11 protein-coding genes are annotated in these 14,067 nt (G+C 66.1%); 1 reads left to right on the top strand and 10 read right to left on the bottom strand.

The window, feature by feature from the left end:
- Position 1 precedes the first annotated feature (1 nt).
- Genes ABIC94_RS27050 through ABIC94_RS27060 form a run of 3 tightly spaced genes read right to left on the bottom strand, consistent with a single transcriptional unit; the run spans position 2 to position 4,345 of the window.
- Positions 2-1,054: an ABC transporter ATP-binding protein gene (locus ABIC94_RS27050; RefSeq protein ID WP_354376125.1), complete on the bottom strand. Its 1,053-nt coding sequence runs from the start codon at positions 1,052-1,054 to the stop codon at positions 2-4.
- Positions 1,055-1,069: 15 nt separating this feature from the next.
- Positions 1,070-3,331: an ABC transporter permease gene (locus tag ABIC94_RS27055; RefSeq protein ID WP_354376126.1), complete on the bottom strand. Its 2,262-nt coding sequence runs from the start codon at positions 3,329-3,331 to the stop codon at positions 1,070-1,072.
- Complete coding sequence (locus ABIC94_RS27060; RefSeq protein ID WP_354376127.1) at positions 3,332-4,345, bottom strand: ABC transporter substrate-binding protein; 1,014 nt, start codon at positions 4,343-4,345, stop codon at positions 3,332-3,334. It lies immediately after the preceding gene.
- Positions 4,346-4,485: 140 nt separating this feature from the next.
- On the opposite strand from ABIC94_RS27060, the gene zwf reads away from it, so the two are divergent.
- A complete protein-coding gene (zwf, locus tag ABIC94_RS27065; protein WP_354376128.1) occupies positions 4,486-5,952 on the top strand; it encodes a glucose-6-phosphate dehydrogenase in 1,467 nt (488 codons plus the stop codon).
- A 10-nt stretch (positions 5,953-5,962) separates the two neighbouring features.
- Here zwf and ygiD read toward each other — a convergent pair whose 3' ends face one another.
- The 7 genes from ygiD to ABIC94_RS27100 all read right to left on the bottom strand — a co-directional run bounded on the left by ygiD (position 5,963) and on the right by ABIC94_RS27100 (position 13,924).
- Positions 5,963-6,904: a 4,5-DOPA dioxygenase extradiol gene (gene ygiD, locus ABIC94_RS27070; protein WP_354376129.1), complete on the bottom strand. Its 942-nt coding sequence runs from the start codon at positions 6,902-6,904 to the stop codon at positions 5,963-5,965.
- Positions 6,905-6,960: 56 nt separating this feature from the next.
- Positions 6,961-7,986 (bottom strand): ABC transporter ATP-binding protein, encoded by a 1,026-nt coding sequence (locus ABIC94_RS27075; RefSeq protein ID WP_354376130.1) that lies wholly within the window; start codon positions 7,984-7,986, stop codon positions 6,961-6,963.
- Complete coding sequence (locus ABIC94_RS27080; RefSeq protein ID WP_354376131.1) at positions 7,983-9,053, bottom strand: ABC transporter ATP-binding protein; 1,071 nt, start codon at positions 9,051-9,053, stop codon at positions 7,983-7,985. The genes ABIC94_RS27075 and ABIC94_RS27080 overlap by 4 nt, the downstream gene beginning before the upstream one ends.
- A 22-nt stretch (positions 9,054-9,075) precedes the next feature.
- Entirely contained in the window at positions 9,076-9,987 is a 912-nt protein-coding gene (locus ABIC94_RS27085; protein WP_354376132.1) for an ABC transporter permease, read from the bottom strand.
- 71 nt (positions 9,988-10,058) lie between these two features.
- Positions 10,059-11,642 carry an ABC transporter substrate-binding protein gene (locus ABIC94_RS27090; RefSeq protein WP_354376133.1) on the bottom strand — a complete coding sequence of 528 codons (1,584 nt, stop codon included), beginning with the start codon at positions 11,640-11,642 and terminating at the stop codon, positions 10,059-10,061.
- Positions 11,643-11,676: 34 nt separating this feature from the next.
- A complete protein-coding gene (locus ABIC94_RS27095) occupies positions 11,677-12,942 on the bottom strand; it encodes a M20 aminoacylase family protein (protein ID WP_354376134.1) in 1,266 nt (421 codons plus the stop codon).
- Between the two features lies 1 nt (position 12,943).
- A complete protein-coding gene (locus tag ABIC94_RS27100; RefSeq protein ID WP_126745470.1) occupies positions 12,944-13,924 on the bottom strand; it encodes an ABC transporter permease in 981 nt (326 codons plus the stop codon).
- Between the last annotated feature and the right edge of the window lie 143 nt (positions 13,925-14,067).

Below are 14,067 nucleotides of genomic sequence, written 5' to 3' on the forward strand. Positions count from 1 at the left end.
TTCATGCGCCGGGCACCACGCTGACGCCATGCGCCGCCAGCGACAGCGTCGCCTGCGCGCCCGCGGCCAGCGGGCGCGAAAGATCGGTCGACACCACGAACACCGGCCCGAGCGAGGTGTCGAAGCCGTATTCGTAGAAGCTCCCGAGGTAGGCCGCCTTGCGCAGCGTGGCGGGCAGGCCCTGCCCCGCGCCGGCGGCACCGATCTCCCAGGCCTCGGGCCGCACCGCGACCTTCACCGTTCCAGGCGCCACCGCATAGCGCGGCTGCAGGCGCAGCGGACCGAGCGTGACGCTGCCGTCAGCCTGCGCCACGGCCGGAAACACCATGGCCTCGCCCATGAAGCCGGCGACGAATTCGCTCTCGGGCCGGCCGTAGAGCTGCTCGGGCGTGCCGCGCTGGGCGATCACGCCGTGGTCCATCACGATGATCTGGTCGCTCACGGCCAGCGCCTCGCTCTGGTCGTGCGTCACATAGGCCACCGTGAGCTTCAGCCGCTGCTGCAGCGCGCGGATTTCCTCGCGCATTTCGCGCCGCAGGCGGGCGTCGAGGTTGGAGAGCGGCTCGTCGAACAGCAGCACCGCGGGCTCCAGCACCAAGGCGCGTGCCAGCGCCACGCGCTGCTGCTGGCCACCCGAGAGTTCGCTCGGCAAGCGCTCGTCGAAGCCGACCAGGCCCACGCCCTTGAGCGCATCGCGCGCCCGCGAGGTGGCCTCGTCCTTCTTCACGCCGCTCATGCGCAGGCCGTAGCCCACGTTCTCGATCACGTTCATGTGCGGGAACAGCGCGTAGCTCTGGAACATCATGCTCACGTTGCGCTCGGCGGGGCCGAGCGTGGTGACGTCGCGCCCGCCCATGAAGATAGACCCCGAGGTCGGCGATTCGAGTCCCGCGATCATGCGCAGCGTGGTGGTCTTGCCGCAGCCCGAGGGGCCGAGGATGGTGGTGAGCGTGCCCACGGGCACCTCGAAGCTGATGCCCTTGACGGCCATCGGCCCATTTTTGTCGGTGCCGTAGCGCTTGGCGACGTTACGGAATTCGATGCCGTTGCTCATGTGTACTTCTCCCGATCAATGCACCACGGGCGCGGCCACCATTGGCACACCCGCCTTGCGACGCCCCAGCTTGCGTTCCCCGACCACCCACTGCACCAGCGCAATGGCCAGCGACATCAGCACCATGAGCACCGTGCAGTAAGCCAGCGCAATGCCGTAGTCGCCATTGCCGACGCGGCCGATGATGTACGTGGTGGCGAGTTCGTTCTCGGCCGTGACCAGGAAGATCACCGCGCTCACGGTCGTCATGGCGCGCACGAAGCTGTAGACCAATGCCGCCACCAGCGCGGGCTTGAGCAGCGGCAGCACCACCTTGAAGAGCGTCTGCGACGTGGAGGCGCGCAGCATCAGCGAAGCTTCGTCGAGTGAGCGGTCCAGCTGCTTGAAGGCTGCCGTGCCGGCCCGCACGCCGACCGGCAGGTTCCGGAACATGAAGCACAGCACGATGATGAGCCCAGTGCCAGTGAGTTCCAACGGCGGCACGTTGAAGGCCAGGATGTAGCTCACGCCGAGCACGGTGCCCGGAATGGCAAAGGCCAGCAGCGCGCCGAATTCGAACACGCCCTGCCCCTTGAACTCGTTGCGCGCCAGCAGCCACGCAATGAGCAACCCGAGCGCCGCGGTGATCGGCGCCGAGATGCCTGCGAGCTTGAGCGTGGTGATCAGCGAGTTCCACGCCGTGCCGGCCCACACCAGGCCGAACTGGCCCCATTCGAGCGCGAACGCATTCTTGAAGTGGTTGAGCGTGAAGCTGTAGTCGCGCCCCCAGGTCTGCACGAAGCCGCCCGCGAAGGCGAACAGGTAGACCACGGCAGTAAACGCGATCCACGGCAATGCAATGCACTGGATGGTGCGGCGCACGCCGTCGGGCAGCGCCATGGCAATGCCCGCGTCGCCCTTGCCGCTCACGGTGGTGTAGTTCTGCTTGCCGAGCACGCCGCGCTGCAGCGCGAACACGCCGAGCGCGAAAATCGTGAGCACCCATGCCAGCGAGGCCGCGCGGCCCTGGTCGTACTGCGCGCCGACAATGGCAAAGAAGATGTCGGTCGACAGCACCGAGAACTGCCCGCCCACCACCACAGGGTTGCCGAAGTCCGCAATGCTCTCGATAAAACCCACCAGGAAGGCGTTGGCCAACCCGGGTTTCAGGAGCGGCAGCGTGATGGTGAAGAAGGTGCGCCGCCGGTCGGCGCGCAGCATCTGCGCGGCCTCTTCCAGGCTGGGCGCAATGCCCTGTACCACGCCGCGCATGATCATGAAGGCGATGGGCGTGAAGGCGAAGAGCTGCGCCACCAGCACGCCCGGCATGCCGTAGAACCAGCGCGTCGGCTCGATGCCGAAGACGTTTTCGAGCAGCTGGTTGACGATGCCCGCGCGGCCAAACAGCAGGATGAGACCCAGGCCCACCACGAAGGGGGGCGTGATGATCGGCAGCAGTGCCAGCACCCGCAGCACACCCTGCCCGCGCTTGCTGCCGCGCTCGGCCATCAGCGCCATCAATGTGCCTAGAAAGGTTGTGCCGGCGGCCGTGAGCAAAGCCAGCACCAGCGTGTTCCAGGCGACGCCGCAGCGCACGCCGCCCGCAATGCAGCCCAGGCCCCAGATGCGCTCGGTGAACACGCGCGCGACAAAGGCCGTGATCGACCACTGCCCGTCTTCATTGAAGAAGGCGCCGGCCAGCGCCTTGCTCACCGGGTAAGCGATGAACAGCGCCATCAGCACGCCGCAGCCGATGACCGCCGCGGCCACGAACAGGTCGCCCTTGAACAACCCCAGCCGCGCAATGCCGAAGGCGGCCAGCAGCGTGAGCGCTGTAAGCGCCACGAATCCGCCCGCGCCGATGCCGAACTGGTTGATGGCCAGTTCGCCGAACTGCGTGTTGAGTGCCGCGAAGCTCCAGCCGCGCGCGCCGATGGTGAAGCCTGCAATGGCAAGGCCCAGGGCGCCGATGGCGCCGCCCGCCAGCAGCCAGCGCCCTTGCGCCCGGCCGGCCGGCAACCAGGCACCGATGGCGCACATCGCCAGGCCGACGAGCCCGATGAAAAGCCAGCTGCGGCCTTGCGTGGCCGCCTGCATCAGGCCGTTGGCACCCTCGGCCTGGCCGAACACCTGCGGAACGGCCTCGTACCAGGTCGAGTCCTGAATCGCATACCAGGGCAGCACCAGGTAGGCCGCAAGGCCCAGCGCCACCCAGGCCCAGATCCAGCGCTGCGACCGCCGGGCCGAAGCCACGGCGGCCGGATTGACCGGCGCGGCGCCGGCGGCAACGGTGACCACTTAACGCGGCAGCGAATTGACGTCTTTTTCCCAGCGCGCAATCAGGCGCCGGCGCTCGGCGCTGGCGCCGTACTTTGCGTAGTCGTAGTTGATGAACTTGATCTTCTTGAAGTCCGGAATGCGCGGATCGAGCTTGGCCGTGGTGTTGCTCGGCAGCTGGAACTGCTTGTTGGCGGCGCCGAGCTCCTGCGCACTGGGCGTCAGCGCCCACTCGTAGAACTTCTTCGCGGCCTCGAGATTGCGCGCGCCCTTGATGATGCTCATGGAGCCGATTTCGGCACCGGTGCCGTCGCTGGGCGTGATGGTCTCGACCGGAAAGCCCTGCATCTTCTCGCCCGGTCCGTCATGCACGAAGCTGATCGACACCGCCGTTTCGCCGCGAGCCACGGCCTTGATGGGGCCGGTGCCAGAGCGGGTGTACTGGCTCACGTTCTTGTGCAGCGCCTTCAGGTAGTCGAAGGCCTTGTCTTCGCCCATGAGCTGCACCAGCGTGGCGATCATGGTGTAGGCCGTGCCGCTGGAAGCGGGGTTGGCCACCTGGATGTCGCCCTTGTATTCGGGCTTGAGCAGGTCGGCCCAGGTCTTGGGCACGGGCAGCTTCTTCTTGGCGAGCAGTTCGGGGTTGTAGCCGAAGCCCAGCGGGCCCGAATAGATGCCGACCGTCTTGTAGCCCGACTGCTTGGCCTGCTGCTGGGCCCAGGGGTGAAGCTGCGCTAGCGTGGGCGACTTGTATTCGAGCGTGAGGCCCTGTTCGGCCGCCTGCAGGTGCGGATCGCCGGTGCCGCCGAACCAGACGTCGGTCTTGGGGTTGTCCTTCTCGGCGATGAGCTGGGCCAGCGCCTCGCCCGAGCCCTTGAGCGACATGTTGATGCGGGTACCGGTGGTGCGCGCGTACACGGTGGCAATCACGTTGCACCATTCGGCCTGGACCGAGCAGATCACGTTGACGGTGCCCTGCGCCGACGCAGCGGCCGACAAACCCAACAATGCCGCTGCAGTAAAAAGCTTCTTCATGTGAAAACCCCGTCTCGAAAACAAAAATAGGCCTCCCGGCCAGGGTTGAGCGTAGCTTTCGTACAGGTTTCATGAATTGGTACAAGTACCATTCGGTTGAAACAGCCTACTTGGCACCAAGACAAAAGGAAATTCGACTCATGAGCTTCGATCTCGTTCTGTTCGGCGGTACTGGCGATCTTGCATGGCGCAAGCTGATGCCGGCGCTGTTCCAGGCCTTCAGGCACGGCAGCCTGCCGAAAGACGGACGCATCGTCGGCGTGGCGCGGGACGACCTCTCGGACGACCAGTACCGCGAGCTGATCCAGTCGCGGTTCAATGCCGTCGAGGGCGCCAAGCGTCCCTCGGCCGAGGAGTTCGAGAAGTTCGCCTCGATGCTGCACTACCTGCGCATGGACCTGTCCAAACCAGCCGACTACGCGCGGCTTGCCGACTTGCTGAAGCAGCGCAACGCAGACACCGTGGTGATGTACGTGGCCACGGCGCCGGCACTCTTTACCCAGGTGGTGGAGCAGATCGCCGCGGCGGGCCTGAACGGGCCGACGACGCGCATGGTGCTCGAAAAGCCCCTGGGCCACGACCTGGCATCGAACCGCGCGATCAACGCCGCGGTATGCAAGGTGCTCGAGGAAAAGCAGGTTTTCCGCATCGACCACTACCTGGGCAAGCCCTCGGTGCAGAACCTGTTCGCCATGCGCTTCGGCAATGCGCTGTTCGAGCCGATCTGGCGCCGCGAGCACATCGCCAACATCCAGATCACCATCGCCGAAGACCTGGGTGTCGAAAAGCGCGGCGCCTTCTACGACCAGACCGGCGCCTTGCGCGACATGGTGCAGAACCACGCGCTGCAGCTGGTCTGCGCCATCGGCATGGAGCCGCCGATCAACTCGCACGCCGATGCCATCCGCGACGAGAAGCTCAAGGTGCTGCGCGCGCTCAAGCCCTGGACGCCCGAAACGCTGGGCCTGCATGCCATTCGCGGCCAATACACCGCCGGCACGGCCTATGGCGAGCGCGTGCCGGGCTACAGGGAAGAACCCGGCGTCGACCCCGACAGCCGCACCGAGACCTTCGTGGCGCTGCGCACCGAAATCGCCAACTGGCGCTGGGCCGGCGTGCCGCTCTACATCCGCACCGGCAAGCGGCTGGCCTCGCGCGACGCGCGCATCGAGGTCAACTTCCGGCCGACGCCGCATGCGATTTACCGCGCCCCCTCGGGCGCCGTCAACAAGCTGGTGATCAACCTCCAGCCCAAGGACGGGCTGGAACTGCACATGCTCGCGCAGGCACAGGACAACCGCCGCAGCAACGGCCACCAGAGTGCCGCGCAGCTGGCACCGGTGCAGCTCGACCTGGACTTCGACAAGAGATTCGGCGCCGAGCGTGTGGGTGCCTACGAACGGCTGCTGCTCGACGTGATCGACGGGCGCCTGAACCTGTTCGTGCGCAGCGACGAGCAGGAAGAAGCCTGGCGTTGGGTCGAGCCGCTGATCGACAGCTGGTCATCGGACGGCGGACCGCGCCCGTACGCGGCCGGCACCTGGGGCCCGAGCGCCTCGAGCGCGATGATTGCGCGAGACGGCTTCTCGTGGGGCGAGGAACAGTAGGCCTGCGCGCTCAGCCGAACTGGATGCAGCGCATACTCAGCGTGCCTGACTGAAAGCCTTCGTAGACCGTTTTCGCGCGCTCGCTCGACCCCGCGGCGCCGAGGGCGTAGAGAAAAGGAAAGTAGTGGTCCGGCATGGCGACAGCGGTCGCGGCGCCCTCCAGCTTTTCGTAGGCGACGAGCGCTCGGTCATCCCGACCTGCCAGAGCGGCCTTCACCGCGTCGTCGAACCCCTGCGCCCACGGCCGGCTGGCCGCGGGACCGTCGGGTGTGCCCCGATCGGTGGCCCGCAGGTTGTGCACCACGTTGCCGCTTCCCATTACCAGCACGCCCTTGTCGCGCAGCGCCGCAAGGTCGCGACCAATGGCGTAGTGAAACGCCGCCGGCTTGTCGTAGTCGATGCTGAGCTGAAAGACGGGAATGTCGGCCTTCGGATAGAGGTGCTTGAGCACCGTCCACGTTCCGTGGTCCAGGCCCCACTGCTGGGTTCCCACCACCGCGGTCTGCTTCACCGCGCCCATCGCTTCTCGGGCCAGTGCCGGGTGGCCCGGCGCCGGATAGTCGATGTCGAAAAGCGCCTGTGGAAAGCCGCCGAAGTCGTGAATCGTCTTCGGTCGCTCCTGCATTCCGACGCCGGTGGCGCCGCGGCTCAGCCAGTGGGCCGAAACGCTCAGAATGGCCGAGGGCCGCGGAAGCTCCCTGCCCCATGCGGACAGGCGGCGCGTGAAGGCGTTGTCGGCCAGCGCATTCATCGGCGAGCCGTGGCCGATGAAGATGACCGGCATCCGCCGCGCGGGCGCACCCGCTGCGGCATGCGACAACGAACAAAGAGATGCCAGCGTCGCGGTCGCCCCGAGCGCCGAACTCATGAGAAAGCCGCGGCGGCCGAGCTCCGTTCGCATCGTTTGCATCGCCTGGCCGCTGCGTTCGCCGGGGTTCTTCTTCATTGTCATGGCCGCACTCTGCGCCGGCTTCCCGCTTGTGTCAGTGCGTTTGCGCACACCTTCGGCTAGATGCGGCCTTCTTCCGCCGCATGGCAGGCCACCTGCACGCCCCTGATGCTCAGCAGCTTCGGCCGCTCGGCCGAGCACCGCGCATTCGCATGCGGGCAGCGCGGGTGAAACGCGCAGCCCGTCGGCGGATTGAGCGGGTTCGGCACTTCGCCCTGTACCGGCGTGCGCGCGCGGCCGGTGTGCTTCATCTGCGGAATCGCGTCGAGCAGCATGCGCGTGTACGGATGCTGCGGCTCGGCAAAGAGCTTCTGCTTGTCCGCCACCTCGACCAGCCGGCCCAGGTACATCACGCCGACTTGGTCGGCCACGTGCCGCACCACCGCGAGGTTGTGCGAGATGAAGAGATAGGTCAGGCCCTGCTGGCGCTGCAGGTCCTTCATGATGTTGAGCACCTGCGCCTGCACGCTCACGTCGAGCGCCGAGGTGGGCTCGTCGCACACCAGGAACTCGGGCTGCGTGGCGAGTGCGCGGGCAATGGAAATCCGCTGGCGCTGGCCGCCCGAGAACTGGTGCGGGTACTTGCTCATGTCCAGCGGCGAGAGGCCGACGGACTTGAGCAGCTCGCCCACGCGCTCGCGCAGCTCGGCCTTGCCGCTCAGGATGCCGTGCTCGCGCAGCGGCTCGCCGATGATGTCTTCGACGATCCAGCGCGGGTTGAGGCTCGCGTACGGGTCCTGGAAGATCATCTGGATGCGGCGGCGCAGCTTGCGGCCTTCGGCGGTCTTGAAGGCGGCATGCGCATCCTGGCCGTCGAATTGCAGTCCGCCGCGGGTCGGCGCATACAAACCGACCAAGAGGCGTGCCACGGTGCTCTTGCCACAACCCGATTCGCCGACCAGCGCCAGCGTCTTGCCGCGTTCGATGGAAAAGCTCACGCCGTCCACGGCGTGCAGCAGCACGCGCGGCTTGCGTTCGAGCACGCGGTTGAGCCAGGGCGGCGACACGTCGAAAGTGCGGGCCAGGTCGTGGGCGACCACGAGCGGCTCGCCGCCTTCTGCCTTGGGTGCGAGTACTGCGCTCATCGGGTGACCTCTGCAATCGGCGCGGCTGCATCGGGCACTGCGCGTTCGCCGGCAAGCTGCGCATCGTGATGCCGGGCCGCGAGTTCGGCCTGGCCCTTGTGCGGATCGGCGGCGTCGTGCAGCCAGCACGCCGCGCGCGTGGCGCCCGCATGCATGAGCTCAGGGCGCTCCGAAAGACAGCGTGCGAATGTGCGCGGGCAGCGCGGGTTGTAGGCACAGCCCTGCGGGATGGCGTTGAGCCGCGGCATGGCGCCGTCGATCTGGTTCAGCCGTTCGCGGTCGACGGTCATGTCGGGAATCGACGCCATCAGGCCCGAGGTGTAGGGATGCGCCGGCTGGTGGATCACTTCGTGCACCGGGCCGATCTCGGCGATGCGGCCCGCGTACATCACGGCCACGCGGTCGCAGGTTTCAGCGATCACGCCCATGTCGTGCGTGATCAGCATCACCGCCGCGCCGCGGTCCTTGCAGATGCGCTTGAGCAGCTGGATGATCTGCGCCTGGATCGACACGTCGAGCGCGGTGGTCGGCTCGTCGGCGACGATGAGCTTGGGCTCGGCCGCAAGCGCCAGTGCAATCACCACGCGCTGGCGCATGCCGCCCGAGAACTGATGCGGAAAATGGTCGATGCGCTGTTCGGCGGCCGGAATGCCGGTGTCCTGCAGCAGGCTGACGGCGCGGCGCCGCGCCTCGGCCTCGGTCACCGGCAAGTGGGCGCGGATGGTTTCCACCAGCTGGCGGCCGACGGTATAGAGCGGGTTCAGCGAAGTCAGCGGGTCTTGGAAGATCGCGCCGATCTTGCGGCCCCGGATGGGTCGCATCGCATCGAAGCCGAGGTTGTCGATGCGCTGGCCTTCGAGCACGATTTCCCCGCTGGCCACGCGGCCCGGCGGCTCGAGCAGCCCGATGATGGCCGCGCCCGTGAGCGACTTGCCGGCGCCCGATTCGCCGACCACGCCCAGGATTTCGCCGGGCGCGATGTCGAAGGAAATTCCGTCGAGCGCACGCAGCGTGCCGCGGCGGTGCGGAAACTCGACGACGAGGTTTTTGACCTGGAGCAGCGTCATGATGGCGTTGTCCTTTTTGGTTTCAGCGCAGGCGCGGGTTCAGCGCGTCCCGCAGCCAGTCGCCGAGCAAATTCACGCTGAGCGCAATCAGCACCAGCATGAGGCCGGGGAACACGGTGATCCACCATTCGCCCGAGAACAGATACTGGTTGCCGATGCTGATCAGCGTTCCCAGCGAGGGAGATGTCGGCGGCACGCCCACGCCGAGGAACGACAGGGTCGCCTCGGTAATGATCGCGGTGGCCACCTGAATGGTGGCCAGCACCATCACCGGCCCCATCACGTTGGGCAGCACATGGCGCAGCATGATGCGCAGCGGCGCCACGCCGGTCACGCGGGCGGCCTGCACGTATTCCTTGTTGCGCTCCACCAGCGTGGAGCCGCGCACCGTGCGCGCGTACTGCACCCAGCCGGTCAAAGAGATGGAGATGATGAGCACGCCGAAGGCCAGCGACTCATGGGCGCCCGGGAACAGCGCGCGGCCGACGCCTGCAATGAGCAGCGCCACCAGAATGGGCGGGAACGACAGCATCACGTCGCAAACGCGCATCAGAAAGGAATCGAGCCAGCCGCCGAGAAAGCCTGCGAGCAGGCCGAACACGACGCCGACCGTGATCGACAGCAACACCGACACGATGCCGACGATCAACGAAATGCGCGCGCCGTAGATCACGGCCGAGAGAATGTCGCGGCCCTGGTCGTCGGTGCCGAGCAGGTACTTGGAAGAGCCTTCGGCGCTCCATGCGGGCGGCAGGCGCGCGTCGCCGAGTTCGAGCGTCGCAAGATCGAAGGGATTGTGCGGCGAGACCCATCCGGCAAAGACCGCGCAGAACACGCAGGCCAGCGCCATGAGCGCCGCCGCCATTGCCACGGGCGAAGTGCGAAAGCTGTAGCCGACATCGCTGTCGAGCCAGCGGGCAAGTGTTTTTTTCATCGTGTAGCAAAAGGAATGGGCCCGCAAGAAGCGGGCCCATGGTCAGGCCGCCGGGGCGGCCGTCGTCGGGGTCAGGGCTTGATGCTGATCCACTTGAAGAACATGAAATTGTCGGCCAGTTGCACCAGCTCGACCTTCTTGCTCACGCCCCAGGCCAGCGACTGCTGATGCAGCGGCAGGTGGCCGATGTCGTCGGCATGAAGCTTGAAGGCTTCCTTGATCAGCTCGCTGCGCTTGGCCTTGTCGGTCTCGGACTGGACCTTCTTGGTGAGTTCGTCGAGCTTCGGGTTGCAGTACGCACCCAGGTTGAACTGGCCCGTGCCCTTTTCGTCCGGGCAGGCGGTGAGCGAGCTCAGCGCGTTGTGCGCGTCGTAGGTGGTCGGCGTCCAGCCCAGCATGTAGAAGCTGGTGTCGCGGCGCAGGATCTTGGGGAAGTAGGTGCCCTTGGTCTCGGCGGCAAGGTTGATCTTGACGTTGATGCGCGCGAGGTTGGCGGCCACGCTCTGGCAGATCTGGCCGTCGTTCACGTAGCGGTCGTTCGGGCAGTTCATCGTCACCTCGAAGCCGTTCGGATAGCCCGCTTCGGTCATCAGCTTCTTCGCGGCTTCGACGTCGTAGGGCAGGCGCTTGTCCTGCTCGGCGGTCCAGCCGTTGATGCCGGGGCCGACCATGAGGCCAGTAGGCCGCGAAGCGCCGCGCATCACGGTGCGCTGGATGCCGGCGATGTCGATGGCCTGGTAGAAGGCCTGTCGCACGCGCTTGTCCTTGAACGGGTTCTTGCCCTTGATGTTCGAATACAGGAGCTCGTCGCGCTTCTGGTCCATGCCCAGGAAAATTGTGCGCAGTTCGGGGCCGGTAATCACGCGCGCGTTGGGGCTTGCGTTGATGCGGGCGATGTCCTGCACGGGCACCGGCTCCATCACGTCGACTTCGCCCGAAACCAGCGCGGCCACGCGGGTGGCGGGGTTGGCGATGGGAGTGAAGACGATTTCCTGCGCGTTGCCTTCGATCTTGCCCCAGTAGGTGCCGTTGCGCGAGAACACGGTGCGCACGTTCGGCTGGCGCTCGCGCACGCGGAACGGGCCCGTGCCGTTGGCCTTGAACGAGGCGGCGTTCTCGATGCCCTTGCGGCGGTCGACCGGCTTGGTGGCCTGGTTGGTTTCGCACCACTTCTTGCTCATGATCATGATCTGCGTGATCACGTCGGGCAGGATCGGGAAGGCTTCGCGGGTTTCGATCTCGACGGTGAGGTCGTTGATCTTGCGCACTTCCTTGATCTCGCTCACATGCGCCTTCATGTCGGAGCCCTCGCCGGCCGCGCGGGCGAAGCTGAAGACCACGTCGTCGGCGGTGAAAGGGGTACCGTCATGGAACTGCACGCCCTTGCGCAGTTCGAATCGCCACACGGTGGGGGTGGCCTGCTTCCAGCTGCTGGCGAGCACCGGCGCGAGGCTCAGGTCCTTGTTGCGGCCCACAAGGGTTTCATAGACGTTGGACGTGACGCTCAACTGCAGCGACTCGTTGAGCGAGTGCGGATCGAGCGACAGCGCGTCGCCCTGATTCGCGATCCGGACGGTCTGCGCGCTCGCGACCAGGCTGATGGCGCTCAGGGCGCACAGAACGGTGGCCGCGGCCACTTTCTTCTTGAAACTCATTGGGAACACTCCTCGGGTTGGAATCGGAAATACATCAAGGCGCCGCGGTAGCGGCGTCTTTCACGGGCTGCTCGCTGCGGATAGCAGCCAGCGGCATGCCCTGCTCGATCAGCCCCGCATGCAATGCGGCGCCGAGCGGCAGGATCTCGTCGTTGAAGTCGTAGCGGCTGTTGTGCAGAAAGGCGCCGTTCCTGGCGTCCTGGCCGATGCGCAGATAGGCGCCCGCCTTTTTCTGCAGCATGAAAGAGAAATCTTCGGCGCCCATGCTGGGCTCCATGCTGCGGTCGACGTTGGAGGCACCTACCAGCGACTCGGCCACGTCGGCCGCGAACATCGCCTCGGGAGCGGTGTTGATGGTGGCCGGATAGATGCGCTCGTACTTGATGGTGGCGGTGGCGCCGAAGCCTGCGGCCACCGCCGTGCAGAGTTCGGTCAGGCGTTGCTCGACCTGCGCCTGCACGCGCGCGCTGAAGGTGCGCACGGTGCCGACGAGCGTGGCCTCGCCCGGAATGACGCTCATCGCGCCCAGGTCGCCCGCCTGAACCGCGCAAATGCTGACCACCGCCGCATCGATGGGGCGCACGCTGCGCGAGACGATGGTTTGCGCGGCCGTGATGATGTGCGCGGCAACCACCACGGGGTCGATGGTCTGGTAGGCATGGGCGCCGTGGCCGCCCTTGCCCTTGATCTCGATGGTGATGCGGTCGGCCGCGGCCATCATCGCGCCGCGGTTGATGCCCACGGTGCCGGCCGGCATGCCGGGCCAGTTGTGCATCGCATAGACCGACTGCACCGGAAAGCGGTCGAACAGGCCGTCTTCGATCATCACGCGCGCACCGGCAAAACCTTCTTCGCCGGGCTGGAAGATCAGCACCGCGGTGCCGTCGAAATTGCGCGTTTCGGCGAGGTAGCGCGCCGCGCCGACCAGCATGGCCGTGTGCCCGTCGTGCCCGCAGCCGTGCATCAGGCCGTCGTTGGCGGAGCGCCAGCCGAAGTCGTTGTCTTCGCGCATGGGCAGCGCATCCATGTCGGCGCGCAGGCCGATCATTCGTCCGCTCCCCGTGGACCTGCCGCGAATGACGCCCACCACGCCGGTCTTGCCGATGCCGTTGTGGATTTCGTCCACGCCGCAGGCGCGCAGCGCCTCGCGCACGCGGCCTGCGGTGTAGATCTCTTCGAAGCCGAGTTCGGGGTGCGCATGCAGGTCGCGGCGAAAAGCCGTGATCTCCGGATAGAAGCTCGCGATGTGCGCAAACGCCCTTCCGGAAGCTTGCAATCGCGGCGCAGCGACAGCCGTCATCTCAATGTCCTCCCGCCTTGCCAACGCGCAGCCGCGGATCGACCACGAAATACAGCAGATCGACCACCAGATTGATCACCACGAAGATCAAGGCAATGAGACACAGGTACGCCGCCATCACCGGAACGTCGGCAAACGTCACGGCCTGGATGAACAGCAACCCCATGCCGGGCCACTGGAACACCGACTCGGTGATGATGGCAAAGGCAATCAGGCCGCCGAGCTGCAGGCCGGTGATGGTCATCACCGGCACCAGCGTGTTCTTGAGGGCGTGGCCGAAGTGAATGGCGCGGTTCGTCAGGCCGCGGGCCCGCGCGAACTTGATGTAGTCGGTGCGCAAGACCTCGAGCATCTCGGCGCGGACCAGCCGCATGATCAAGGTGAGCTGAAAGATCGCGAGCGTCACCGCGGGCAGGACGATGTGATGCCAGCCGTCGGCCCGGAGAAGACCGGTGCTCCACCAGCCGAACTGCACGGTTTCGCCGCGTCCGAAACTCGGAAACCAGCCCAACGTGACGGCGAAGACGAGGATCAACAAGATCCCGATCAGGAAGGTAGGAAGCGACACGCCGAGCAGCGAGACGGTCATGAAGACCTGGCTCAGGAAGGTGCCGCGGCGCAGCGCCGTGTAAACGCCCATCGGAATGCCGATGAACAAGGCCAACACCGCCGCCACGAGAGCAAGCTCGAGCGTGGCCGGAAAGCGCTCGCCGATGAGGCGCGACACTTTCGCGCCCTGGCGCAGGCTCAGCCCGAACTCGCCTTGTGCGGCGTTGACGAGAAAGTGCCAGAACTGCACGAAGAAGGGCTGGTCGAGCCCCAATGCGGCGCGCAGCTCGCGAATCTGCTCGGGCTTCGCGTCCTGGCCCAGCAGAAAGACGACAGGGTCGCCCACATATTGAAAGAGAAGAAAGGCAATGAACGCGACCGCGATCATGACGATCACGGCTTGGATCAGGCGGCGCAGGACGAAGGCAATCATTCAGAAACAAGAGTGAACTGGCATGCTAGCAGTGCAAGGTACGTGCCCGCACGGTGATTCCCCGGGGGTGCACGCCAATGGTGCGTTTACCTGGTGCAACGCAGCAGCGAAATTCCAATAAAAAAAGCCACTCGACTTTCGTC

The organism is Variovorax paradoxus, from assembly GCF_040544635.1.
GTDB lineage: Bacteria > Pseudomonadota > Gammaproteobacteria > Burkholderiales > Burkholderiaceae_C > Variovorax > Variovorax paradoxus_R.

What these genes read in the sequence shown, in the direction of transcription:
- ABIC94_RS27095 (WP_354376134.1), bottom strand. Translation starts at nt 12,942, where the DNA reads ATGACGGCTGTCGCTGCGCCGCGATTGCAAGCTTCCGGAAGGGCGTTT.
- ygiD (WP_354376129.1), bottom strand. Translation starts at nt 6,904, where the DNA reads ATGACAATGAAGAAGAACCCCGGCGAACGCAGCGGCCAGGCGATGCAA.
- ABIC94_RS27075 (WP_354376130.1), bottom strand. Translation starts at nt 7,986, where the DNA reads ATGAGCGCAGTACTCGCACCCAAGGCAGAAGGCGGCGAGCCGCTCGTG.
- ABIC94_RS27050 (WP_354376125.1), bottom strand. Translation starts at nt 1,054, where the DNA reads ATGAGCAACGGCATCGAATTCCGTAACGTCGCCAAGCGCTACGGCACC.
- ABIC94_RS27060 (WP_354376127.1), bottom strand. Translation starts at nt 4,345, where the DNA reads ATGAAGAAGCTTTTTACTGCAGCGGCATTGTTGGGTTTGTCGGCCGCT.
- ABIC94_RS27100 (WP_126745470.1), bottom strand. Translation starts at nt 13,924, where the DNA reads ATGATTGCCTTCGTCCTGCGCCGCCTGATCCAAGCCGTGATCGTCATG.
- ABIC94_RS27085 (WP_354376132.1), bottom strand. Translation starts at nt 9,987, where the DNA reads ATGAAAAAAACACTTGCCCGCTGGCTCGACAGCGATGTCGGCTACAGC.
- ABIC94_RS27080 (WP_354376131.1), bottom strand. Translation starts at nt 9,053, where the DNA reads ATGACGCTGCTCCAGGTCAAAAACCTCGTCGTCGAGTTTCCGCACCGC.
- ABIC94_RS27090 (WP_354376133.1), bottom strand. Translation starts at nt 11,642, where the DNA reads ATGAGTTTCAAGAAGAAAGTGGCCGCGGCCACCGTTCTGTGCGCCCTG.
- zwf (WP_354376128.1), top strand. Translation starts at nt 4,486, where the DNA reads ATGAGCTTCGATCTCGTTCTGTTCGGCGGTACTGGCGATCTTGCATGG.